General features: G+C 50.9%; 16 protein-coding genes. 4 read left to right on the top strand and 12 right to left on the bottom strand.

Annotation, left to right across the window (positions count from 1 at the left end):
* The first annotated feature begins 490 nt into the window (after positions 1 to 490).
* Positions 491 to 685, top strand: coding sequence for a hypothetical protein (locus tag ACJJIK_RS12090; protein WP_444928553.1), 195 nt, complete (start codon positions 491 to 493; stop codon positions 683 to 685).
* Between the two features lie 202 nt (positions 686 to 887).
* Here ACJJIK_RS12090 and fnr (ACJJIK_RS12095) read toward each other — a convergent pair whose 3' ends face one another.
* Positions 888 to 1,619 (bottom strand): fumarate/nitrate reduction transcriptional regulator Fnr, encoded by a 732-nt coding sequence (fnr, locus tag ACJJIK_RS12095; RefSeq protein WP_444928554.1) that lies wholly within the window; start codon positions 1,617 to 1,619, stop codon positions 888 to 890.
* 224 nt (positions 1,620 to 1,843) lie between these two features.
* Entirely contained in the window at positions 1,844 to 2,710 is an 867-nt protein-coding gene (locus ACJJIK_RS12100) for an SDR family oxidoreductase (RefSeq protein WP_444928555.1), read from the bottom strand.
* Positions 2,711 to 3,026: 316 nt separating this feature from the next.
* Here ACJJIK_RS12100 and ACJJIK_RS12105 point away from each other — a divergent pair, with 316 nt between their 5' ends.
* Positions 3,027 to 4,052, top strand: coding sequence for an adenosine deaminase (locus tag ACJJIK_RS12105; RefSeq protein WP_444928556.1), 1,026 nt, complete (start codon positions 3,027 to 3,029; stop codon positions 4,050 to 4,052).
* Between the two features lie 61 nt (positions 4,053 to 4,113).
* Here the strand turns inward: ACJJIK_RS12105 and fnr (ACJJIK_RS12110) are convergent, their stop codons facing one another.
* The 5 genes from fnr (ACJJIK_RS12110) to ACJJIK_RS12130 form a co-directional block, all read right to left on the bottom strand.
* On the bottom strand, positions 4,114 to 4,842 hold the full coding sequence (gene fnr, locus ACJJIK_RS12110) for a fumarate/nitrate reduction transcriptional regulator Fnr (RefSeq protein WP_444928557.1): 729 nt from the start codon (positions 4,840 to 4,842) through the stop codon (positions 4,114 to 4,116).
* Positions 4,843 to 4,912: 70 nt separating this feature from the next.
* Positions 4,913 to 6,295, bottom strand: coding sequence for an oxygen-independent coproporphyrinogen III oxidase (gene hemN, locus ACJJIK_RS12115; RefSeq protein ID WP_444942873.1), 1,383 nt, complete (start codon positions 6,293 to 6,295; stop codon positions 4,913 to 4,915).
* 123 nt (positions 6,296 to 6,418) lie between these two features.
* The gene (locus ACJJIK_RS12120) at positions 6,419 to 7,117 is read right to left on the bottom strand and encodes an OmpW/AlkL family protein (RefSeq protein ID WP_444928559.1); all 699 of its coding nucleotides are present in this window, start codon (positions 7,115 to 7,117) and stop codon (positions 6,419 to 6,421) included.
* A 383-nt stretch (positions 7,118 to 7,500) separates the two neighbouring features.
* Positions 7,501 to 8,406 (bottom strand): 3-hydroxyisobutyrate dehydrogenase, encoded by a 906-nt coding sequence (gene mmsB / locus ACJJIK_RS12125; RefSeq protein WP_444942874.1) that lies wholly within the window; start codon positions 8,404 to 8,406, stop codon positions 7,501 to 7,503.
* A 72-nt stretch (positions 8,407 to 8,478) separates the two neighbouring features.
* The gene (locus ACJJIK_RS12130; protein ID WP_444928561.1) at positions 8,479 to 9,585 is read right to left on the bottom strand and encodes an enoyl-CoA hydratase/isomerase family protein; all 1,107 of its coding nucleotides are present in this window, start codon (positions 9,583 to 9,585) and stop codon (positions 8,479 to 8,481) included.
* Positions 9,586 to 9,765: 180 nt separating this feature from the next.
* Here ACJJIK_RS12130 and ettA point away from each other — a divergent pair, with 180 nt between their 5' ends.
* Entirely contained in the window at positions 9,766 to 11,430 is a 1,665-nt protein-coding gene (gene ettA, locus ACJJIK_RS12135; protein ID WP_444928562.1) for an energy-dependent translational throttle protein EttA, read from the top strand.
* Positions 11,431 to 12,007: 577 nt separating this feature from the next.
* Here the strand turns inward: ettA and ACJJIK_RS12140 are convergent.
* The 5 genes from ACJJIK_RS12140 to ACJJIK_RS12160 form a co-directional block, all read right to left on the bottom strand.
* Positions 12,008 to 14,125, bottom strand: a complete 2,118-nt coding sequence (locus ACJJIK_RS12140; protein ID WP_444942875.1) for an ATP-binding cassette domain-containing protein — start codon at positions 14,123 to 14,125, stop codon at positions 12,008 to 12,010.
* Positions 14,115 to 16,853 (bottom strand): ATP-binding cassette domain-containing protein, encoded by a 2,739-nt coding sequence (locus ACJJIK_RS12145; RefSeq protein WP_444942876.1) that lies wholly within the window; start codon positions 16,851 to 16,853, stop codon positions 14,115 to 14,117. The genes ACJJIK_RS12140 and ACJJIK_RS12145 overlap by 11 nt, the downstream gene beginning before the upstream one ends.
* Entirely contained in the window at positions 16,850 to 17,893 is a 1,044-nt protein-coding gene (locus ACJJIK_RS12150; RefSeq protein WP_444942877.1) for an HlyD family secretion protein, read from the bottom strand. Before ACJJIK_RS12150 ends, ACJJIK_RS12145 begins: the two co-directional genes overlap by 4 nt.
* Before the next feature lie 943 nt (positions 17,894 to 18,836).
* Positions 18,837 to 21,710, bottom strand: a complete 2,874-nt coding sequence (locus tag ACJJIK_RS12155; RefSeq protein ID WP_444942878.1) for a TonB-dependent receptor — start codon at positions 21,708 to 21,710, stop codon at positions 18,837 to 18,839.
* Positions 21,711 to 22,187: 477 nt separating this feature from the next.
* Positions 22,188 to 22,889, bottom strand: coding sequence for a glutamine amidotransferase-related protein (locus ACJJIK_RS12160; protein WP_444942879.1), 702 nt, complete (start codon positions 22,887 to 22,889; stop codon positions 22,188 to 22,190).
* Between the two features lie 317 nt (positions 22,890 to 23,206).
* Between ACJJIK_RS12160 and ACJJIK_RS12165 the strand changes: the two genes are divergently transcribed.
* The gene (locus ACJJIK_RS12165) at positions 23,207 to 24,808 is read left to right on the top strand and encodes an AbgT family transporter (protein WP_444928568.1); all 1,602 of its coding nucleotides are present in this window, start codon (positions 23,207 to 23,209) and stop codon (positions 24,806 to 24,808) included.
* Positions 24,809 to 25,119: the final 311 nt, after the last annotated feature.

Genomic DNA, 25,119 nt, shown 5'->3' on the forward strand with positions numbered 1-25,119 from the left:
TACAATGACTAGATATTCACACTCAATAGGTATTCGGTATTTTTTTGCTATGCGTCACGAAGAGAAAAATTTGGAAGCTGGGCACTGGGCGAAAAAACATAGATTTGGGAATCTATGGAAATAAGCCATATAAATATGTCGGAAGTGTGACAACCATAAGAAGTCATTAGAAAAGAAATTTAAAGCAGCTATTAGGCTTTACAGTAGCAGGATTCAATAAAAAATATCTTGATCAGGCAACAGATGATGACCAATAGTGGCAATGCGTTCATATTGAACATCCAAAAGACACCACCTTAGTTTTTACGGCCAACCCAACTAAAATCTTTAAAAAATACCGACTAGATGGTTGGCCTATGAACTTTGCTATCCCTGGATAGCGTACCGATAAGAAGATTACTAAAACTCACCTCAATGCGGCAGAAAGAGCGGCAAATATTTTCATAGTGTAAGTTGTTTCTATGCAGAATATTAAGAACCTCTACCAGGTATGGAATTATCCATCTTTGCCCTGCTGCGAATCATCAATAAATCTGCCGATATCACCGGTTTCCCCTCCCCTTTTGCCATAAAAGATTGGGGCAGCCAGGGAACATCCGTGCGGGGAAAAGAAAAAGAGGTTGCCTTCTCCGTGTCTCTTGGGGTGAAAAAATCTGTTTGGTCGCCGCGCAGTGAGCAGAAATAATCAAGTCTGGGGCTGCACCGATCTGTGTTTCTTCCGCCGCGAAAATCTTAATTAATTCAAGCGCTCTAACAGGCATACTTCCTTTCCTCTCATTTTTTATTCTTTAACACGTCCTGGTGCCATACTGGAAAGGTGGCTATGACCAGCCAGTTATTATCCAGCCAGTGAAAAATCAACAAAGATGAATGCTCAACTACAGATCCTACTGCTCCCCCTTATAAACACAGTGAGCGCCGGCCAAATTACCTAATGCCGGCAGGTTGAGAATTTCAACTGTGCGACCACTAACTCTTATCAGCCCCTCTCGCTGAAAGCGGGAAAATAAGCGACTGACTGTTTCTGCCGTCAATCCGAGATAGTTAGCAATATCCATTCTCGGCATGGAAAGCACAAACTCACGGGGGGAGTAGCCGCGACAGGCGTATCGACTGGAAATATTCATCAGCAGCGCAGCAAGACGCGCATCCGCTGAACGCTTACCCAGCAGCATCAGTATTTCATTCTCCTGGCGCAGTTCCTCGGAAAAAATACTGTAGATCTGCTGTTGTAGTGCCGGAATTTCCTGAGCGAGGTTTTCCAGCTGATCAAACGGAAGAAGGCACACGCTGCTATCTTCCAGTGCCTCCGCATAGCTGGGATGCATCCGACTGCTATAGGCATCGAGCCCCAGCAGCTCACCGGGAAGAGCAAAATGCGTTACCTGGGTATCCCCATCTGCGGCAATAATCACCGTTTTGATACACCCGGAGCGGATCGCGTAGAGGTTTTGGAATGGATCTCCCGCACGGTATAAAACCTCCCCCGCATTAATCATTTTCTTTCTGCGGGTAATACGCTCAAGTCGATCAATATCGGCCTGTAGCAGCCCGGCTGGCAAACACAGGCGCCTGACAGAGCAATTACTACAGCTTACCGGCACAGATAACTGGGTCATAGTGAGGCAACCGGGAAACCTTTTGCCTATTGTACTATTAGCCCGGGCACAAAACGGGTAACTCCCCTCCCCTTTCGTGACCAACTGCCGCAAGCGGGTTCACCCTACAATGACGTCCGGTAACCCGCTCAGCGCCCAGTAGGTCGCCCTATACCTAAAAACCTCTAACTTGAAGTTAGACTTCAAAATAAAGGGAAATCTTTATCCGCTAATTGAGCAAAGTGCTAAATCGTCGGCAAAAAGGCCTCGATAACCATTTTTTGCTGTTTTTTGCCGTCCTGATCCAAGCCGGTCTTAAAGTGACACAACTCATTGGCCCAGGGGGAGGTTCTGATTCGAACCGGGGGCTCTTCGGCCTGTACAACCTGTAAAACCACGGCGGCTACCTGATCAGAGGTTTGATATATTTCAGCCGTTTGCTCCGGGCTGCGCGAACGCATACCGCCAATATAGTGATTGAATACCGACTGGTATTCATCTTCGGGGTACCCTTGACTCTGCTCCAGCTGCGAAAGCAAGTTATTGGCAAACTCAGAGTGAATACCGCCGGGCTCGACTGCGGTAAAGTTAATATTAAATGCCGGTGTCACATAGCTGGCCAGGGCTTCTGTATAGCCCTCTACGGCAAATTTGGCCGCACAGTACAGCTCATTAAATGGCTGCCCCACCAGCCCCCCCACCGATGAAATATTGACAACATGACCGCTGCGGGCCTTGCGCATATGGGGGAGAACCGCTTTGGTACAGCGAACCACACCGAGGTAGTTGACCTCGGTCACCCAACGCATTTCCTCTTCACTTGCATGCTCAGTGGTTTTTACAAAGCCTGCACCGGCATTATTGATAAGAATATCGATGCGCCCCGCATCGCGGATAACGGTATCTACGCAATGCTGGATACTCTCCGGGTCTGTGACATCCAGCTTCATCACCTCAAGAGCGCCCTCTGCGGGAGCGGTACTTGTCAGCTGCGCGGCCTTGGAGAGATCTCTCATGGTGGCATAAACCCTAAATCCCTGCCTCGCCATTTCCAGTGCCAAACTCTGTCCCAATCCAGTAGAAGTTCCAGTAATCAGGGCCACCTTACTCATTGCGCTCTCCTCAGTACCAATCATTACAAGATCAAAATGTAAACTAGCCAGTGCAGTATACCTACGAACAACAAAAAGTAAACCCACCAGTGTAATTTTAAGCTGCAAAGCAACAGGCCCGCTTTGTAGCAAGGGCCGCACATAGACTTCCAAGTCAGAAAACCCTACATGATAGGCTCCGCCCGCTTTATTCTCCGGAAGCGTAACCTGATACCATAGCGACCCATTCACCACCCGGTGACCATACCAGTGTGCGAGTAGCGCTTAAGCTCTCGCTCACTTCTGTTTAAAGATAGCCCCGTAATAAGGTATTTCTATGTCCATTGCCGATTTGAACTTTTTGCAGGCACTGCCAAAAGCTGAGCTTCATCTCCATATCGAGGGCTCCCTCGAACCGGAGTTAATGTTCGAGTTGAGCAAGCGCAACAATATTGAAATCCCCTTTTCCAGTATCGAGGAAATCAGAGCGGCGTATAAGTTTCATAACTTACAGTCATTTCTCGATATTTATTACCAGGGTGCATCGGTCCTGATCCACGAGCGGGATTTTTATGACCTGACTATGGCTTACCTCAAACGCTGCCGTGAGGATAATGTTGTCCACACCGAGATATTCTTTGATCCTCAAACCCATACGGACAGAGGCATTGATATCGGAGTCGTTATTAATGGTATTAATAGCGCACTGCGCGATGCAGAAAATGAATGGGGCATCAGCAGCCATCTAATTTTGTGTTTCCTGCGCCACCTGAGTGAAGAGGAAGCCATCGCCACACTGGAAGCGGCACAGCCCTATCTAAACTTGATTAAAGGGGTTGGACTGGATTCCTCCGAGCTGGGACACCCGCCGAGCAAATTTCAAAAAGTTTTTGCTATGGCCGAAGAACTGGGACTGGAAAGAGTGGCCCATGCCGGCGAAGAGGGACCTGCCGAATATATCGTAGAGGCTCTCGATTTACTGAATGTCAGCCGTATTGATCACGGTGTTCGCTGCGTTGAGGATGAGGCACTGATTGAGCGCCTGAAGATAGAAAATATCCCCCTGACCGTTTGCCCCCTATCCAATACCGCACTGTGTGTTTACGACGATATGAGTCAACACCCAATTCTCTCGCTGCTCGAGCGGGGCCTGTGCGTTACTGTCAATGCCGATGATCCCGCTTACTTTGGCGGCTATGTTAATAAAAATTATTTGGCCCTCAGCGAAAGCCTGGGCATGACTCAAGAGCAGGCCAAACAACTAGCCCTTAACAGTTTTAAGGCGAGTTATATTTCTGCAGCGGACAAAGCGAAATGGGCAGAGGTCATTTCAGCAATCGAGACCGTTAGCGCAGCCGAATAAAATAGAGGGTGTCCTGGCTTTACTGCCAGGACACTGCATCAGCGGTTATTGGCGTCTAGATTTAATCTTCATCATAACCGCAGTGAGTACCCGCAAGCTCACTGAGTTCTATCAAGTTGATAATTTCAACGGATCGTCCACTGACCTTAATTAATTTCTCGCGCTGAAAACGCGAGAAAAGCCGACTGACGGTTTCTGCGGTCAAGCCCAGATAATTGGCGATGTCGGTGCGCGGCATCGATAACACAAAAGCACTGTGAGAGTATCCGCGGCGTGCATAGCGGCTGGAAATATTGATCAGAAGTGCCGCCAGGCGGGTATCCGCAGAGCGCTTACCCAACAGCATTAAAATATCATTTTCCTGGCGCAGTTCCTCGGAAAAAATACTGTAAATCTGCTGCTGTAGTGCAGTGACCTGCTGAGCCAAAATTTCCAGTTGGGTAAACGGCAGTAGACAAACACTGCTGTCTTCCAGTGCCTCGGCGTAGCTCGGGTGCACCCGGGTACTGTAGGCATCCAGCCCAAGTATTTCACCAGGTAAAGCAAAGTGGGTCACCTGGGTATCACCATCAGCCGCAATCACCACCGTCTTGAAGCTGCCTGAACGAATGGCATAAAGATTGGCAAATGGGTCACCCGCTCTATAGAGAGTCTCCCCCGCTTTGACTATTTTTTTTCGACGAGTGATCTGCTCTAGCCGATCAATATCAGGCTGACACAAACCCGCAGGCAAACATAAACGTCTGACTGAACAGTTGCCACAACTAACCGCTGCCGAGGAATCCATCATACTAAACCGGTCGGAAAATTAATTTGCCGCAATTGTAACGGCTGTCGACGCATTCGTCTCCTACCGGCAGCTATAGAACTCGCGAATATTTCGCATCGGTTTGCTGACTGTGCAAATAGCTATCGAATGCAGCGGCAACATTCCGCACAAACCAGCGCCCCTCTTCAGTAACAATAATATTTTGCTTATCCTGATAAATTAGACCATCGTCAAACATAGGCTGTAAGCGCAGTAACTCTTCGGAAAAATATTCCTCAAAGGGGACGCCGATGCGCTGCTCAACAAGCTCTTTATCCAGACTTAAGCGGCACATCAATTCACTAATAATCCACTGGCGCAAACGATCTTCATCATCCATTAACCAGCCTCGGCAGGCGGCTGATTTGCCCTCGCCAATTGCCTGAGTATATTCCTTTAGACGGTGTAAATTTTGCCAGTAGCCATCGCGGCTGTAGCTGATTGCCGATGCCCCCAAGCCGACCAGAGCATCGGCCGGCATCAGGGTGTAGCCCTGGAAATTGCGCTGTAACATACCGGCGTGTGCGGCCTTAGCCAGCTCATCCCCAGGGCGGGCAAAGTGGTCCATCCCCAAAAATTCGTACCCCGCCCGACCCAGGTGCTCTACAGCGGCCAGTTGCATCGCCACTTTCTCTGCGGCAGAGGGGATCAGATCGGTATCAATCAGGCGCTGGGCCTTAAATCGATGGGGCAGGTGTGCATAGTGATAGAGGGCAATACGATCCGGTTGCAACTCCAGTACCTTATCCAAGGTGCGGTGCAAGCTGTCGAGGCCCTGCTTGGGCAATCCGTAAATCAAATCATAGGAAATAGATTCAAAACCGCGCTCGCGCGCCGCTACGGTCAGCTCAGTGACTTGGTCGGCACTGCAAATACGGTTAATGGAGCGCTGCACGTCGATATCAAAATCCTGCACCCCCAGGCTCAAACGGTTAAAGCCCAATTCCCGCAATGTATCCAGAGTCTCTAATTCCAGGGTGCGGGGGTCGGCTTCAATACTGTATTCCACCCCATCCCCCGGGCGCAAATCAAACACTTCGGCCAGGCCTTCCATCAGGCGACGCATATCGCTATCGCTCAGGAAAGTCGGCGTGCCACCCCCCAGGTGCAACTGGGTAACGGGCACATCAGCCACTTTATCCCGGTACCACTGCGCCTCCTGCAACAGGTGGTCCAGGTAACTGGACGCCAGGCCATACTGGTGCGTGATAACTTTATTGCAGGCGCAGAAGTAGCAAAGGGAGCGACAAAAGGGGATGTGGACATAGAGGGACAGGCTGTGAATATCTTGCAGTGCAGCCCAGGGCTCAATGCCATTTAAAGCGTGAAAACGATCGGCGGTAGGATACGAGGTGTAGCGCGGGCAGGGTCCGCTGTAGCGGGATAAGAGTTCTTCAGACAAGCCTCCCACGGGGCTTTTAATCTCTTGCTTCATATTCATTCACACCTCGTTCGGTAGTTTGCTTGGAAAGCCGACACAAACAAAAAAGCAGCCACCGGGTCTTCGACCAGAAAACCACAGTGACTGCTCTACCCCAGACCTATTTATTGCTACCTTTTAGAAGCGGTAGCCCAGACCAGCCATATAAACCAGCGGATCGATATCCACATTGGCAGTCACTTCACCCAGGCCAGGCACTTTGACGGTGGCGTCGGTTTCGATGTCCATCCAGAACACCGACATATTGAACAGCCAGCGTTGATCGGCACCGAAGGTAAAATCGATACCGGCCTCTGCGGCCAGGCCAAATGAATTGTCCAGGGACAGCTCTGCATCACCGGTGGCGCCGAGGCTTGCGAAAGCGGCATCGGCAGTGCTGCTGATTTCTTCATCGAAGAAAGCGGTGTAGTTCACACCCAGGCCCACGTACGGCTGAATATTGGACTGCGCTTCCATCGGGTACCACTGTACTAACAGGGTCGGCGGCAGGTGCTTGGTTTCACCCAGGTTAAAGCTGCCCAGGCCCTCGCCAACCACTTCGATATCGTGGCTAAATGGCGTTGCCGCAACCAGTTCCACACCCCAGTGCTCGCGGAACATGTAGACGCCAGTCAGGCCCAGTGCGGAACCGTTATCAACATCAACACCGGTTTGGCTGATGCCGGTCCCATTCAGGGAAAGAACGCTGGAATCCGTATCGGGTGCTACCGTGGCGATACCACCGCGCAGAATAAAACTGCCCTCTTCATAAGCCAGTGCGGGTGCAGAAATTGCGGCGGTCAAGGCGACTGTCGCAAAAGCAGTTAGACGGTTCATTAACTTCTCCATAAAGCGATTAGGCATTTTTCCCGACTCAGGAAGGCCCCCCTCCAGGCACAATCACAAGTCGCAGACAGGTTAACCGCAGGCTACTTGAGACAGCTTGATCCAAATCAAGCTGCCGAATTACCTGGAAAAAAATCCATTGGCACCATGTCAAAGTACAGCGATTGCACCGCTCAAGGGGGCATATCCGGAAAGGGGCGGGGAAGATAGCGACTCTCGCCGCCCGAGGGAACCGAGCGGCCAGTACTAGCTGGCACCAATTTACCAATTTGCGAACCAGTACAAATTTTTCCTTTAGGCGACAGCCTTGCAAACAAAAAAGTGGCCAAAGTTACACCACAGCAGGCCAGGGCCCACTGTGGTGTAATCCCCCTCTAGGCCTGCCTGCCCGCCGGGCGACGGAACATATTCTGAATACTGGAGAAGTCCAACTGCCGGTTTTCCTCACTGGCGCCGTGCAGTTGGTAAAGGTTTTTTGCCAGCGCCCCCATGGGGGTTGACGATGCGCTGGTGGAGGCCGCATCCATCGCCAGCCCCAAATCTTTGAGCATCAGTGCCACACTGAAACCACCGGCATAGCCCTTGGCCGAAGGCACACACTCCATAGTGCCCGGGTAGGGGTTGTAGTTAGCCAGAGACCAGTTATTACCGGAACTTTCGCACATAATCTCGCTGAGCACCCCCGCATCCAGGCCCTGATCTACCCCGAGTTGCAGGGCCTCAGCGGTACCGGTCATATGGATGGCGAGCAATAGGTTGTTGCAGATCTTTGCCACCTGCCCAGCGCCGGCAGCACCGGCATGGAATATCTTGGCGCCCATCACCTGTAGTGGGCCCTGCGCCGCATCGAATGCCGCTTTATCCCCGCCACACATAAAGCAGAGCCTACCCGCCTGTGCCGCTGCCGTACCGCCGGATACCGGGGCGTCTATGGCGCGCAGCCCCAACTCCGCAGCGGTGTGGCCGAGCAGGCTGGCGTCCTCTGCGGAGATGGTCGAGCAATCGATAACCAGGGTACTGGACGGGAGTTGCCGCAACAGTCCCGCCTCCCCCAGGTAGAGACCTTTAACCGCATCGCCGCTGGGCAGCATGGAAATAACCATATCCGCCCCTTCAATCGCTTGCTCGGCGCTGTCACAGGGCTGGCAGCCGTCTCGCTGGGCCTGCTCCAGAGCCGTAGGGCTCAAATCGAATGCCGCCACGGTGTAGCCGGCCTTCGCCAGGTTGGCAGCCATGGGGCCACCCATATTACCCAGACCAAAAAAGGCTATTTTTTCCATAAAAGCCACTTCCTATTTTGTTTGTTGGTAGCTCCGGTATTTAACCCCCGGGGCGCTCGGTAAATACAACCTCTACAAGTCGGCCAGCGGGTGCTCACTGTTCCAGGGCCCGACAAAACAGCTTTCCAGCTGCTCCGGGGTAATTTGCTCTAAATTGTCCGGCTGCCACTTGGGCTTGCGATCTTTATCGATTAACAGTGCGCGCACCCCTTCCTTGAAGTGGCCGCTGGCACAGAGGTTTACCGCGAGTGCCAGCTCCATACGATAGATATCCGCCAGAGACAAATGTCGAGCCCGCTGTAATTGCTCCCACACAACCCACGGCGTCAGTGGAGAACCGCCCGCCAAAGTAGCAGCTGCACGCTGCAACCACTTATCCTCGCCACCATAAGCTGTGATAGCCGCACACACTTCCGGCAGGGTGGCAAAATCCGTGAGCTGCTGGATCTGCTCATAGTGCTCCCGCAGGGGGGACTCGGGGCGCTCCAGAGCTGGCAGCTCCATAGATTTAAGGCAGTTACTAATTAATTGGTGATTGGCGCCCTCACTTTCGCCGAAGCTGAGCGCCGCCAGTGCCGACAAGACGGTTTCGCGCTGCGCTTGGCCGATAATGCGGTCCGCCATACCGGCAAACAGGGCGTCAGCGCCATTAAACTGCGCACCGGTCAGCCCCAGGAAGAGCCCCAGACGTCCGGGCATACGGTTCAGGAACCAGCTGCCCCCCACATCGGGAAACAGGCCAATGGTGATCTCCGGCATTGCCATACGCGTGGTTTCAGTCACAATTCGGTGGCTGGCTCCCGCCATAATGCCGATACCGCCCCCCATCACGAAGCCGCCTCCCCACACCACAATCGGCTTGGTGTAAGTGTGTATCTGGTAGTCCAGGCGATACTCGCGGGAGAAGAAATCGCTGGTATAGCTGTAGTCCGGGGTCTCTCCGTAGGCGGCGGACTCCCGATACAGTGCAACCACATCGCCGCCGGCACAGAGGGCCTTGTCGCCGCTGCCATCGATCCAGACTGCCGCCACTTCACGGTCCTCAGCCCACAGGCCCAACTGTGCCGACAGCAGATCGATCATGGAGGAATTTAACGCGTTGAGCGCCTTGGGGAGATTTAGGGTCGCGATCGCCAGGGCGCCGCGCCGGGAAAACAATACCGGGGAATCCTGATCCATTTTTATTCGTCTTATCGTTCTTGTACTAGATAGCGTCGCAGTTAAGCACAGATCACATTCGACGTCAGCCACATGCGAGTACATCCGCCTATCGCAAGCGCACCCGGTTGCACTTTTTACGCAAACTGATAAGTTGCGCGCAAAATCTGACCGATTCCAACACCCATTACGGAACCCCAAATGGCCGAATACGTTTACACCATGAACCGGGTGGGCAAAGTAGTGCCCCCCAAGCGCGAGATCCTCAAGGACATCTCCCTCTCCTTCTTCCCCGGCGCCAAGATCGGCGTACTGGGTCTCAACGGCGCAGGTAAATCCACCCTGTTGCGCATTATGGCCGGGGTCGACCAAGACTTTAACGGCGAAGCCCGCGCCATGCCCGGCATCAAAGTCGGCTACCTGCCCCAGGAGCCGCAACTCGACGCCAACAAGACCGTGCGCGGCAACGTGGAAGACGGCGTGCGCGAAGCCATCGACGCCCTCGCCGGCCTGGAACAGGTCTACGCCGACTACGCCGAGCCCGATGCAGACTTCGATGCCCTGGCCAAGAAGCAGCAGCAATTCGAAGATATTATCCAGGCCTGGGACGCCCACAACCTGGAGCACCGCCTGGAAGTCGCCGCAGACGCCCTGCGCCTGCCGCCCTGGGATGCGGATGTGAACAACCTGTCCGGCGGTGAGAAGCGCCGTGTGGCCCTGTGCCGCCTGCTGCTGTCGCGCCCGGATATGCTGCTCCTGGACGAACCCACCAACCACCTGGATGCGGAATCTGTATTCTGGCTGGAGCGCTTCCTGCACGACTTCACCGGCACTGTGGTTGCTATCACCCACGACCGCTACTTCCTCGACAATGTTGCCGGCTGGATTCTGGAACTGGACCGCGGTCACGGCATCCCCTGGGAAGGCAACTACACCACTTGGCTGGAACAGAAAGAGAAGCGCCTGGAGCAGGAACAGCGCGGCGAGCAGGCCCGCGCCAAAGCCATGCAGAAGGAACTCGAGTGGGCGCGCCAGAACCCCAAGGGCCGCCAGTCCAAGAACAAAGCCCGCCTGTCCCGCCTGGAGGAAATGCAATCCCAGGACTTCCAGGCCCGCAACGAAACCAACGAGATCTACATTCCACCCGGCGAGCGCCTCGGCGACAATGTGATTGAGTTTAAAGAAGTGAACAAGGGCTTCGGCGAGCGCCTGCTGATCGACAACCTGTCCTTCCGCGTACCCAAGGGCGCGATTGTGGGTATCGTCGGCGGTAACGGTGCCGGTAAGTCCACCCTGTTCCGTATGATCAGCGGCACCGAGCAGCCGGATTCCGGCGAGATCAAGATGGGTGAAACCGTTAAGGTCGCCTACGTTGAGCAGGGCCGTGAGAATCTGGATGACAGCAAGACCGTATGGGAAGCCATCTCAGACGGCCACGATATGCTCAAGATCAACAACTACGAAGTGGGCTCGCGCAACTATGTTGGCCGCTTTAACTTTAAGGGCAGTGACCAGCAGAAGCGCGTCGGCGAGCTCTCCGGCGGTGAGCGCGGACGCCTGCACCTGGCCTACACCCTCAAGCAGGGCGCCAACGTACTGCTGTTAGACGAACCCTCCAACGATCTGGATATCGAAACCCTGCGCGCCCTGGAAGAAGCCCTGCTCAACTTCCCCGGCTGTGCCCTGGTTATCTCGCACGACCGCTGGTTCCTGGACCGTGTTGCCACTCATATCCTCGCCTATGAGGGAGAGAGTGAAGCGGTATTCTTCGAGGGTAACTACACCGAGTACCACGAGGACTTTGTGCAGCGCAAAGGTGAAGACGCGACACCGCATCGGATGCACTATAAGAAGCTTAAGACCTGATCTCAAAAGTAAAAAAGCCCGCTTGCGCGGGCTTTTTTATGGTTGAAGCAATAAACACGAGTTGACAATTGGAACTCGTGTTTATTTATCAAGCTTCTTAGCTTTGTATACGAGGTGGCTCAATTCCGATTTCTGGGCCTGCACAAATATCTGTTTCAAGGTTCATATAAATCTCCTGTCGTATAATTTGTTTTTAACAAATATCCAATTAAGCCATTGGATAGCACTAAGCTTAACCTGATTACACTAGGTTACACCATCAATAATCAATAATTATGGGTGAGCAGTCACAATTAAAACTTTTATTTGGCGCAAAAAGCCACTCAAGTTGACCAAAAAATTTCTAGCCAAAGCAAAAATAAAAGATGAACGTCATATTAAAGCACCGCTCCCCACTCAATTGGTACGAAAGTTGTAAATAAAATATTTTGCTCTCTGCAGAATTAAATTCAGCTCAGCCCCTATTCAATTTAACACCAAGACTATAAATCTATTAGTGCAGAGCACCTTCTAAACCAATTAAACTTTAAGAAAAATTAGAAGCTAAAGCCTCATAAAAACTTGCTTACATAATCAGCTACGGGTGGGCAATCACCATCAGGGTTTTTGTATTTTTTTGCACACAGGCTATCGCCATACGTAGGTTTTCCGGATCAAGTGCGGCAAAACTCTCATCCAACACCACCAACTCAGCATTCTGTAAGACCGCGCGGGCAATAAATAAACGGCTCATCTCCCCGTGAGACAGTCGCCAACCCATTTCACCCACGGTTTGTAACATTCCCGCTGGCATTTTTTTCAACAGCGGGGTAAGGCCCAGCTCGTCACAGATTGTATAAGCTCTGCGCAAACTTTCTTGGTGTGGTGGCCACTGATCTCCCATCAATAAGTTGAATAAAAAGGTATCCCCCAGCACATGATTCTCATGAAACTGCGGAGCAGAAGCTACCATTTTGCGCCAGGACTCGGCACCAATACTGGTACGATCGTAACCATTTAAGAGCAGCAGACCGTCATCGGGCTGCTGGATACCAGTCAAGATATTAGCCAGAGTAGACTTCCCCGAGCCGGAAGCGCCCTGCAACAAAAGCCGATCGCCAGGATAAATACTGAGATTGCAACCGGCCAATACCGCTTGATCCTTCCCCTTATAGGTAAAGCGAATATCACGCAGGTAGCACAGCGGTTGCGAAGAATTTTTCTGGCCTGCCGACATAGCTATTGCCAAGCCCGTGCTTCCCCTTAGCTGGAGGTCTTCCAGATAAAATAACTCACGAACTTTTTCCCAGGAAACTGCTGTACTCAGTGCACTGGTAAAGCCCCCCATACATTTAAGGACTGCACGGTACCCCAATAACATAGCGCCGAAGGCAATGGCGAGCTGGGCGCTACTGGCACTGCCAGCAATAAATATGGGAGCCAATCCTATCACCCCAAGGAGCAGCCAGAGGCGCGGCAGTAAAACTTGTAAGCTCGCCATGGTGTTATCCATATGCGAGGAACTCTCCAGGTAATCGCTCAATTCACTATCTTCACCCCGGTGCCAATCGGTGGACGCCTGCTGAGCCAAACGAGTGCGGTGGCCGATCATTTTTTCAATTAAACGGTGCGTCATGGACAGGCGCTGCACTGTCCACTGACGACGGCTGCGGTACTGCGCCCGTCCCAGAAAAAATGCGGCTATTAAAAATAGGGGCAAAGTCGCTATATACACGAGGCCGCCAGCTCCCAGCAATAAAATTGCGGCCGCGATTAACAACTCTACGGCACCGAGCAACAATAAAAAGGCCCCCTGCAAGGCGCTGGCTTCAATATTTTCTGCATCGTAAACTCTACCCAATACCTGACCTGTGCCCATATGGCGAATACGACTGGGAATAGCACGCAAGGCACTGGCGAGCAGCCGCTGTTTGAGCAGCGCACCGGTTTCAACAGAAACTACACCTTGCAGCCGAGCGGTGAGCAAGGTTAAAGGAACCTGAGTGATCAACAACAATACCCAGGCGGATAGCCAGCCGGTATCGATATGACCACCGAGCACCGCTCGGCCGATTACCCACCAGCTGCACAGGAAAATAGCCATCTGGACACTGTGGCAGGCAAGCATAGCGGCAAAGCGCCAATACAAACCGCGCTGGCGAAGCTGCTGCCAAAAAGATCGGTGAGAGGGGGAGCGCAACAGCCAGAAGTCCTCCAGCTGTACAGCGGCGAGATTTTCCCGCAACAGCGCAGCCATGGCTCGCTTGCGTCGGCGCCCTTGAATATTTGCACTATCCAGCAATTGCTCGATACGCTGGCGCTGGGGCTCTTCCAACTCGCACGCCAACTGGCGAATCACCGGCTCAACGCAGATTTTTTCCGTTCGCAAAGCCGGTGTAAGCAAGTGCAGCTTACGCCCCCGGCCACCACATAGCGCGATAAAATAGTCGCCCTCGCCAAAGCGCAGCCGCAACAGCGCCGGAGCGGCCCGCAGCAGCATGGTCTCCAGTTCTGCGTAGCCACAACTCACCTGTTCTACCAGCAGGTCCAGGGCCTCGGCCCCCGCCTGTAAGCGGGCCGGTAATTCCAGGGTGCCCTCCGCAGAATTATACTCCCCCATCTCAGGTTGCAAACCGCAGTGTTTCGCCAGCGCTTGCAAGGCGGCCTCTAATTGCGATGCGGGCCAGCAATAGGAAATCAATGCCTCACTGCTCACGAGCGACCTCCACAGGCCGGGAGACTGGAGAGCTGCCAAGTCCCCTTTGCATCTCGGTCAAATGACCACTGGCCATGCGTAAATGACGCCAGTGGCTACTCTGCCAGCACTCTTGCCAGAGGCTGCTCTCGGCTGCCAGCAGCTGTGTATAGCGAGAGTTGCTCCGGGCTTGCAGCTCGCCGGGCTTACCATCCTCAACGATACCACCATCCTCCACGACCAGAACACGGGAGAAATCCCGGGTTTCACTGATATCGTGGGTAATACAAATCAGGGTGACCCCCTGCCAGACTTCCCGCACACGACTCATCAGGCGCTGCCGCTGCTGGCGATCAAGGCCCCTGAACGGTTCATCCAGGATCACGCAGGCCGTTTCCTCACGGCCAAGTGCACGCCCCAGGCGCACACGCTGCCCCTCGCCACCACTAACCAGGGCACCACTTTCCCCCAGCGGGCTCTGCAATCCCTCCGGTAGCGCCGCCACCAGCTTGAGCAAATCCGCTTGCTGTAAAATGGGGTAAAGCGGGGCACCGGGCTTATTGCCGTAACTCAGGTTTTCTAACAGGCTGTTGCTCCACAACTGAATTGCAGGGTCCACCCAGGCACAGTGCAGGCGAAAGCGCTGCAATAACTCGCCTTTCAATTCACTGCCATTTAGCATGACACGACCACTGGCGGGCTTGTGCCACCCCAGCAACAATCCGGCCAGACTCGACTTGCCAGCGCCGGACGCCCCGACAATAGCAATTTGCTCACCGGGGCTAATCTCCAGATTTACCTTGTTGAGAATAGTGCGGCCACTGGCATTAACACTGACATTATCAAACTTAATACCCACCGGCTTTGTCGGGGAGAACTCAATACTATCGGCGGACTTGTTGTCCGCATCCGCCTCAGTGACAGCTTGTAGGGGTTCGAGCGCCCTCAGTAAAAGGTTGCGCTGCTGGGGATAGCTGCGCATTAGCCCGGCAATCTCTTCACCCAGTGGCGGCAGTGCCAGTACCCAATAGATCAGCAACAGCAGATCAGGGCTCGCCCCTCGCGCGTTAACGCAATAAATCACCAATACACTACTCAGGGTACAGTTCACCAATAGCTGCACCGCCTGACTATTGAGCTGAAAACGCAACGAGGCATATCCGGCCCTTATCCATTCGGTAAGCAAATTTTCATGCTCCCGCCGAACAGACTCACTGGCGCCGTGGGTGCGAATCGGAATAACTCCCAGCAGGGCATCCATATAAAAGCGCGCCAGGGCTCCGGCATGAGTCTGCACCCGCATACTGTAATCAGTGAGTACCGGCTGAAACAGTAAAGGAACAGCAATCTGCAATACCGACATAACGAGCACCAGCGGTGCCGCCGCAGGAGCCAACCAGATAATTCCCAGCGCAGTAGCTAATAGCGAGAAAATCTTAAAGATAATACCCGCTCCGAGAGCGGGTAAGCTCCTCAAAGCGACAATGCGGTGTGAGCGCTCGGCCGTATCAGAAGTCGGACGGCTCTGAAAGAAGTGATCAGGTATTCGCGGCAGTGCGGCCAAAAAGCGCATGCGGAAACGGTTTTCCAGGCGGCGCCCTATCATCATTTGAACTTTTGCTGTAGGAAACTGCAATAGCATTAAGGTGAGCATAAAGCCCAGTAGTAGTGCAATTGTGCCTGCCCGCTGCACCTCAGTCGCCAACTCACTGTGGATATCAATCAATCCACGAAAAAGTAAGACTTCAAACATCAACCCTACTACGGCTCCGAGCATGGCAATAAATATTGTCAGCGGTGCAATCAGTCCATCTTCACGTATCAATCCCCAGAGCTGCTTGAGCGGCTTCACCGGCGGCTCTCGCAAAGCTCTCGATAGCGCTTCCGATTTCGGTTTAACCTCACCGATATTGCGCACGCCTTTTACACTCACAATAACCGCACCACGGAACTCCAACTGCTCCGGCATCAGTTCAATGTTTTGTGTAGGCTCACTTCCACCCGGGCGAGATGGCCGCGCACACCAGTAATTCTCCGGAACTAATACAAATGCTTGGCTGGTATCCGTCGAAAACTCAACAGATAGCCGCTGCAAAATAGCGCTGACTTCAGCCCCCCGTTTTATCGCACCAGAGGTGACCAGTGAGGTGAGCATCCGAATAGAGGCATCGAGAAAGGCCAGGGAGAGCCAACTTTGATCTTTTAAGGCTTTTTCACACAGAGCGCTGGCCACCGTATCGGTGACCTTTAGCTGTGCAATACGCTCTTTAAGCGGGGCAATAAAATCATCCCCTCCCGCCCAGCTTCGCCAGCCCTGAGGAGGCACCCGTGCAGTGTGAACGTGCAACTCATCTAAAAAGCGGCGCGCACTGGGCCAGCGTCTACCACTGGCTGGGTCCATCACCTGCACAACCCCGCGATGATTTCTCCAGGCCACCACAAAATGGGTATTGCCGTTAGGTAGCCGTACCACAACCAACCCAGGTAAGTATCCAGGCGAGTTCAATAAGAGGTGATCCACTGGCACGACCATCTGGGCAGCATCCAGCCCCAGCTCTACCGCAATCTTTTCCAGGGTATTTATTGAGGTGCCATCTACATCCGTCTGACAGGCATCGCGCAAGTGGCCATAGTGGGTACTTACACCAAAGCCTTCGAGCAGACATTTTAGCGAGGCCGGACCACAGTCCATATTAGAGGTCTGCACGACCTCGGGAACTAACCAACGTATTTTCTGCCTCGCGGTCACGCTCCCTCCTCCACACTCTCTTCGGGAGCTTTACCTGAGAGTATCTCTCCAGTTCGTTGTAAAAGCAGCTGATAAGGTGTTTTCTTACCTGTGGCAATTTCTACTCTAGCCGGTAAATCGTGCAGTAAGGGAAGCTGGGGTGGCATCTCGCCTTGCAGGGAGAGCTGCACAAGAACTTTGCCCTGCTGAACAGCACTGGCCACGCGCTCTACACGAGCTTGCAGTTGTCCATAGCGGGTCCAGGAAAAGCCATCCAGCTTTACTTGGGCCTCCTGCCCCGGCTGAATATGCCCCAGCGCCAGCGCCGGGGGGAAAAATGCCAATATAGAGATAGCCCCCTCTGCTTGGATCGTTGCAACCTGCTGTCCGGCGGCCAGTACTTCACCCTCGCGAATTTTCGCCAGTGAAGCTAGCGTGCCAGCAATAGGGGCGCGCAAGTTCTGTTCACTCATCGCAAGATGATTCTGTTGAATACGGGTATCAACTTCCGCGAGTTTGCCTTTAATATCCTGATCCCGCTGATTCAAGGTACTCACTTCGAGCTCGTATTCACTGATGAGCTGTGCTCGACGAACCTCCAAGGCGCTAATATCTGCTTGCACTTTGAGGGTTGCCATCGCCATTTGCTGATAGGTTCGTTTTGCAGCTAGGTAATCCAACTCTGAACTTTGCTGTTTCTGCAACAACTGCTCATAGCGGTCGGCAACATCCGCTTGTATTTTTTGGTTACTGACCTGAAGTTGGTACTGCTGTTTCAATAACTTCAACTGATCATCAATAGCCTTTTGATCTTCAGTAAACTTTTTATCCCGTAAATTTTGTTCACGCTGCACCGAGTAAAGCTGGCCCTGTAGACTTTCAGCTACTTGGGTATCACCTTCCAAGCTCAAATCTAGTACTGATGTATCAAGTTGTATCAATGTGTCCCCAGCTTCAAGGGTATCACCCAGTTCAGCATCAACAGCAATAACCCGGCCTACCCTTTGCGTACTAATATGGACGGTATTCTGCTCCTGCTCCAGCCTCGCATTATCACTCACGCTGTAGATAGTAATTTCTTTTTTAAAGAGCCAAGTAGACCAAGCGATCAGGAGAAGCCCCCCCAATAAAGCAGCAGCTACCGAGGCACGGACAGAATCTGAGACAATAGCTCGAGTGGTATAAAAAAAAGGCGTTGACAATGTGAAAAACCTATAAATCGCTATCACACAAAACAGATAAGAAACTTAAACTTTCCTCTTGACTTTATTATGGTTTCCTTCAAAACCAAGATATAAAGATTAAGCTTCTTTTATGCAATCCTAAACTGTACCTATTGATACATTTAGAAAAGAGTGACCCGCAGAAAGAAACACCTGCCACCTCTTCTCTACTAAAAGATCAAAGATGCCAGATTTACGTACTAAAGAAAAGTGACTCAAACCAAGGACAGCACCAACAGATGGCAGAGGAGCAATACTAACAGGCGGTCAAGAAGGCCAGCATAGATATCACCAGGAACTATTACACTAACTGCCAGCAAACTAGAATTCCAGCACAACCGCAAATAGAAGATATATACCACCTACAACACTTCTACAAGGATAAGGCCTCAACATCGCTCTTGGTTAAATGCTGATTCGCTCTCTTAAAAACCTCTCACTCCACCAAGAGAAAATCCATCAAAATTCATTAGATTTTTTATTTTATTACCACGAAACGGTAGAGGCTTACAAAGGAGCGCTCCCCTTTCAATTCTTCAGCTATAGCCATAACTATTTACAACAGAGCCCCTCGGCCACAACCTCCATTGAAATCATCAAGGCCTATTCAATACTAGATTGAAACCAATAACCCAATCTAAATCAATTAGATATAGAAGAAACCAAGAAAGCAGAGACGCCAAAAATCAGCATGGAAATTTTATTTTATCACTTAAATTCAGGCGGACTTTCCGCCCACCTGAATTCAGTCAAAAGTTACTCCCGATATCAAAAGAACAGGTTAGTTAAAATCATACCTTAGGCCCAAACGAATACTACGCGGCGTTTGATAATAGTACGGCTCGCCAAAGTATTCATAAGGCTCTGTCGTTCCGTCTAGGTCACCTACCTCTTCAACCTCAATCACTGCATCATTATTGAATACATTGAAGACATCCAAACTAACCAGTAGGGTCTGATTATTAGCGAGTTCAATCGGGTATTGCGCATTGAGATCCAGATTCCAGTAATTATCAGTTCGACCTAAGCTACCACGAGAATTAAGTTCCCCCTGGCAATAGAATGACTCAGAATCATAATACGCCGCAAATTCATCGGTGGGGTGCATACCAAAGCAATTTTTGGGGCGTCCAGTCTGCCACATAAAGTTAGCACCTAGCCTCAACCCCAAATCAAAACTATAGGTCCCAAATGCTTTAATCGTATGCCTGCGATCATTCGGCAAATCTCCATAACCACCTTCCACCAGGCCCGGCTGATCAAAATTGGTTGTTAAGCCTGAATCTGTCTGCCCATTATCCGAACGGACGTAGCCTTCATTGTTGCCCCAGCTGTGCCCCCAAGTATATGAAGCATCAAGGGACCACCTGCCATCAAAGGGTCGCTTAAAGGTAAACTCAACAGCGCCATACTGTCGCTTCGCCTCAGGAAAATTAAGCTGATCAGCAGATAAATTTATATACTCGCCCTGTTCAGTAATATAAATCCGCATATCATTACCGGGATTGGTCAAGACATACTGGTGAAATCCATCAAAGACATCTTCAACAGTTGCCCCATCAACTTTGGATGCATCCCAACTGCCAGTCGAGTTATAGTAGTCAATCACTGCGGCATCAATCGCTAAGTCTTCAAGTGCCGTTTCCAAGTTTCGGTAAATACCTTTAACCCCTAGCTGCACACCATTATCCATAACATACTCATAACCGAGAATGTATTCAGACTGGTACATCGGATCAATATTTTTATCAACAAGAGCCCGCGCATCCTGTAAATTCCCATCGGCGAAGTATAAAGTTTCGTAGGGGTTACTTAAGTTGCAAGGTGTTGAATCCTCATTCAGGCAGGAACCGTCCCAGTCATAATCCTGAATAGTATAAAGCTCCTCTCCAGCCAGCCTCACATTAGTATTTGATGCCACCGGCAGGTAGTAATGGCCAAAATTTGCAAATAATTTTTGATTTCCTTCACCGGTAGGATCCCAGACAAGCGACAGCCTCGGCGCCCACTGGTCGCTAATTTCAATAAATTCACTCCCAGAAGCATCCTTGTTGGTAAATGTTTCATTGCGAAGCCCAAACTGAACAGAGAGATCATCAGTTACCTGCCAAGTATCTTGCAGGTAATAGGCAGAAGAATCCGTTTCAAATCCACCCTTATTCTGATAATAGCGCATGCGCGCAAACTCATAATCGGGATACAACTGCCACAACCCATAGCCGGAGTAAAAGGTATCTTCCGTAAGCGAGTTGGACTCGTTATCAATACCCGCCTCTACCAAGTGATCGCCAATATTCCATGAAAAGTCCACCCGGAACATCTCTCGAGTATCCTCTCCAATTTCCACACTTGATCCAACCCAATTACCCAGTGACATCCTTCCCGGGTTATATAAATATACAACAGGGACTCCTTTATTATCGGGCACTTCACTTCTATCCTGAGTATTTTCCCCATAAGAGACACTCAGAGTCATATCGTCATTCAAATGACCGATATAAGAGGCAATCCAGTTGAAACCGCCTCGCCCATAGATAACATCCCCGATATAATCGCCTGTTTTTTCTGTCTCTGAATCGTAATAATAATTCCCTTCAACAACATCCCGCTCATCACTAAAAGCCGTAAGCTCTATCCGATGATCCTCATTGATATAACCATCTAATTTCACCCCCCAGAAATCGGACTTGGTCTCTTCTTTATATCCCCGACCACTCGTCATACCGTAGTATTCTTTATCTTCCGAGACATTACTGTAGAGCGCATAGAAGAATAATCGGTCTTCTATAATTGGCCCAGAAAAATATATATTGGCCTCTTGTGAAGAAAACTCATCCTGATCATTATCAGCAACAAAAGTATTCGGCGCGGTATCTGTTTCCTCGTCATAGTAAAAACTGGTGCCGAACTTGAATTCATTGGAGCCACTTTTGGTAGTGGCATTCATCACACCACCAGTGGACCGGCCAAATTTGGCCGAATAGCCGCCAGTCTTTACCTGTATATTATCGTAGAATTCAAATGGGACCGTAGAGTAACCCAATCCATTTCTAAAATTAGTGGTATTCAACCCATTGATATAGCTGACGTTCTCTGCAATAGATGCACCGGCAAAACTAGTTCCGCCGCCATACTGATCAAAGGTGCGATCGCCTTTAGAAACACTTGGTGCCAACAGAGTAACCGAGTCCAAATTTCTCGCCACAGGAAGCTCTATGAGTTCATCTGATGAAATCACTAAGCCTGACTCAGCAATCCCTGTATCTAGCTGTGAGATTCTCTGCCCACTAACAACAACTTCTTCCATCTGGGAACGATCACCGAGAACGACACTAACTGTTCCGCCCAAACTCACCGTTACCGAGCGAGTGTCTGTCACTTCACTCCCAGAATAAAGCTCTAATTGGTACTCTCCAGGAGGAAGGCTTCCCACCCTGAATTCTCCCCCACCACTCACTGAAACCTCTTTAGAAATACCCCTAGAAATATCTGTAACCTTTATCTTGTCAGATTTTTCTACACTAAGAACAGTCCCTCTAATTGTACCAGTCGTATTATCTGCCATAACAAACGGACTTACTGACAGAGCAGTGGCAACGGATATTACCAACAGACTTTTAGAAAACCCCTTCTTAGCGCCATATACAGAAACCATAAAACCCCCAGAAAATTATATTTATTTAAATTACCAGGTCGCAATCCAGCACATCGAGATAACGCTCCCGAGAAACTACATTCTCAACGCTATAAACTAAAAATTCATACCCAAAAAAACAACTCAGCTCTCAAAAAAAAGTGAAACACTAAAGACATTTAAAAACAACAAACAAAAGTTTGATACACGAAAGGGAAATCATGACTTTTCGCACAAACAGACCATTTAACTTATAGCATTTGAAGGGGGATTAATACTCCGCACAAACAGTAACAGTAAGTGCTTAACAGCTTACCCAGATAAGCAAGCTTTAATTAAGAAACAATAAATTGTTATTCCCTTAGCAGAGAAAACTCAATTGAAAAGATTTATTTCAAAGGAAAGAGATTTTACTTTGATTATCAGGAGGCTATAGAGGGGGTATCGAGTATTTATAAAGGTGGGGTACCCCCCACCTCAAGATTTATCTTGCGGCCTCTACTTCCGCAAAAACTCCAACATCCACTTAGCAACCGTATTCTCATGGATATCATTCTTCAGCGATTCCTGCCCCTTATCGACTACAGCGGCACCAAAAGCCTCCCGGCGAAGCTCCATCAAACTATTTGAATAGGGCTTGGTAAATTCCGGGTGCGCCTGAAAGCTGAGTATATGCTCATCTACTTGCACCATAGCCATAGGACAGAACTCACTGGACGCCAATACCCGCCCACCTGGCGGTAGCTGATCCACCTGGTCCTGGTGCGTCACCAAAAGGCTAAAGTTGGCTGCCGGCTCAGACATCCAGCTTGGCGTCTCTTGCATCTCATAGGTATGCACCCCCAGCCCCCATCCTTTATCCGATTTGCGCGCTCGCCCCCCCAGGGCCTGGGCAATTAACTGGTGACCAAAGCAGATACCAATTGTCGGCTTTTTCTTGTCATGTAACTCGCGCACAAAGTCCATAAGGGGGGCAATCCAGGGTTTGTCGTCATAGACACCGGTCTTGCTACCTGTAATGAGGTATGCATCCACTTCATCTATATGGACGGGATACTGACCCTGTTGGACTTCATAGGTCTTAAACTCCAAGCCGGAGTCCAGGTCGCGCAACAGGCCGGCAAACATCTCCGGGTACTCCCCAAATTCGCCTACAAGCTCTTTGCGTACATCATCGGTTTTTAAAATTCCAATCTTCATTATTTTCACCGCTGAATTGACTGCTTAGTATTGGGATTATGGCATATCCAGGTATCAGCGGTCCCGGGACAAAGCAATTGGCACACGATGACAGATACCCCTGGCAACGCATATTTCATCACTGCGCTCTTGCCAATATCGAGCGCCTCAATAGCATTTGACCTCACTATCTAGGAGTAACATTTCTCTCTGGGCATTCTTAGCTGAAGTAGTTTTGTGTATGATCTCGGCTTTAGCACATTTTTCAGCCAACCCTTCGGCTACAGGGCGATCCAGAGATAATTGGGACCGCTTGCAGTTAAGACTGAGGACAAACAATGACCACAACAACCTCCCCGAGTGATCGGCAGGACAGCCCCCCCGGGCGCAAAACCGCCTTTATCCGCTTCCTCGATGCGGTGGAATGGCTGGGTAACCTTCTCCCCCACCCCATAACACTCTTCGCACTCTTCGCTGTCGGAGTGATATTTATTAGCGGTATCGCCTCCTACTTCGGCCTGTCAGTACCAGATCCCCGCCCAGTGGGCGCCGCCGGCCGGGCACCAGATGGGGTTATCGAGGTCTTTAACCTGATGAGTGGCGATGGTCTCAGGATGATCGTTACCAGCTTGGTGAAGAATTTCACCGGCTTTGCCCCGCTCGGCACAGTGTTGGTGGCCCTGTTGGGGGTAGCCATTGCCGAGCACTCCGGCCTGTTAAGTGCCGCAGTGCGCGGCTTGGTATTACAGGCCTCCAAGCGCACCGTCACGGTAATTGTGGTTTTTGCCGGTATTATCTCCAACACCGCTTCTGAACTGGGCTATGTGGTACTGATTCCCCTCGCCGCGATGATCTTCCACTCCCTCGGCCGACACCCGCTTGCCGGCTTGGCGGCCGCATTTGCCGGTGTCTCTGGTGGTTACAGTGCCAACTTACTATTGGGAACCGTAGATCCGCTACTATCCGGGATTACGGAATCCGCAGCCCATATGATCGACCCGACCTACTCCGTAGGCCCGGAAGTAAACTGGTTCTTTATGATTGTCAGTACCTTCCTGATCACCGGAGTTGGTAGCTGGGTGACCATGAAGATCGTAGAGCCCAAGCTGGGTAAATATGACCCCAGTGAGGCGTCCGTCGACCTGAGCCAGGACAAAGTTGGCACCCTGACCGACGCCGAAAAGCGCGGTCTCAAGTACGCCGGCCTGGCCGTTCTGGGTGTATCTGCGGTACTCGCTTTGACGGTGGTGCCTGAGTGGGGCGTTTTACGTAACCCTGAGACCGGTCTGGTAGCGGGCTCTCCCTTCCTCAAAGGGATCGTCTCACTGATCCTGGTATTCTTTGCTATTCCCGGCTTTGTCTACGGCAGGGTTGTCGGCACCATGAAAAATGACCGGGATGTCATTGATGCCATGGCCAAGAGCATGAACAGTATGGGCATGTACATTGTCCTGGTGTTCTTCGCCGCACAGTTTGTCGCCTTCTTTAAGATCACCAATCTGGGCACCATCTTTGCCGTTTTGGGTGCTGATACGCTACAAAGCATCGGTCTCACCGGACCACTGCTGTTCCTGTTCTTTATTATGATGTGTGGCTTTGTGAACCTGATGCTGGGCAGCGCCTCGGCTCAGTGGGCGGTGACAGCACCTATCTTTGTCCCCATGCTGATGCTACTGGGTTACGCCCCAGAAGTGATCCAGGCGGCCTACCGTATCGGTGACTCGGTGACCAATGTCATCACGCCGATGATGAGCTACTTCGGCCTGATCATTACGTTTGCCGCGCGCTATAAGAAAGACCTGGGTATGGGCACCTTGATCGCCACCATGATCCCCTACTCCATCTTCTTCTTTATCGGCTGGACAGCCCTGTTCTTTATCTGGGTGTTTGCCCTCGGACTGCCAGTAGGGCCGGGAGCCGCCACTTACTATGGCGGTTAACCCTCTGTCCGAAGCTTAATCGAAAGCCCGCTTCTGCGGGCTTTTTTGTCTGCTCTAGATGACCGCTCTTCTCACCACTCAACTACTTATATCCTCAGATAACCCCCTAAAAATGTTAAAGCCTTTCTGGAATTACCAGTCATTCAAGATATCGTTAAGCAGAGGTAAAAAAGTGGACAAAATATGAAAAAAATTATTATTCCCAGATATAGAGTCACCATAAAACAAAAAAAATCTATAGCTGTCATTTAGGAATAAAGTTTCAATATATAACAATTAAGTAGTATTTTTTTTCATAAGGCGACAGTTTT

This window comes from Microbulbifer regidiadema (SeqCode), assembly GCF_052466995.1.

Bases quoted from the DNA above. Each gene is read 5' to 3' on its own strand.
- ACJJIK_RS12105 (WP_444928556.1), top strand. From the start codon at position 3,027: ATGTCCATTGCCGATTTGAACTTTTTGCAGGCACTGCCAAAAGCTGAG.
- fnr (WP_444928554.1), bottom strand. From the start codon at position 1,619: ATGACCCAGTTATCTGTGCCGGTAAGCTGTAGTAATTGCTCTGTCAGG.
- fnr (WP_444928557.1), bottom strand. From the start codon at position 4,842: ATGATGGATTCCTCGGCAGCGGTTAGTTGTGGCAACTGTTCAGTCAGA.
- ACJJIK_RS12130 (WP_444928561.1), bottom strand. From the start codon at position 9,585: ATGGATCAGGATTCCCCGGTATTGTTTTCCCGGCGCGGCGCCCTGGCG.
- ACJJIK_RS12155 (WP_444942878.1), bottom strand. From the start codon at position 21,710: ATGGTTTCTGTATATGGCGCTAAGAAGGGGTTTTCTAAAAGTCTGTTG.
- ettA (WP_444928562.1), top strand. From the start codon at position 9,766: ATGGCCGAATACGTTTACACCATGAACCGGGTGGGCAAAGTAGTGCCC.
- ACJJIK_RS12165 (WP_444928568.1), top strand. From the start codon at position 23,207: ATGACCACAACAACCTCCCCGAGTGATCGGCAGGACAGCCCCCCCGGG.
- ACJJIK_RS12100 (WP_444928555.1), bottom strand. From the start codon at position 2,710: ATGAGTAAGGTGGCCCTGATTACTGGAACTTCTACTGGATTGGGACAG.
- ACJJIK_RS12160 (WP_444942879.1), bottom strand. From the start codon at position 22,889: ATGAAGATTGGAATTTTAAAAACCGATGATGTACGCAAAGAGCTTGTA.
- ACJJIK_RS12090 (WP_444928553.1), top strand. From the start codon at position 491: ATGGAATTATCCATCTTTGCCCTGCTGCGAATCATCAATAAATCTGCC.
- ACJJIK_RS12120 (WP_444928559.1), bottom strand. From the start codon at position 7,117: ATGAACCGTCTAACTGCTTTTGCGACAGTCGCCTTGACCGCCGCAATT.
- mmsB (WP_444942874.1), bottom strand. From the start codon at position 8,406: ATGGAAAAAATAGCCTTTTTTGGTCTGGGTAATATGGGTGGCCCCATG.
- hemN (WP_444942873.1), bottom strand. From the start codon at position 6,295: ATGAAGCAAGAGATTAAAAGCCCCGTGGGAGGCTTGTCTGAAGAACTC.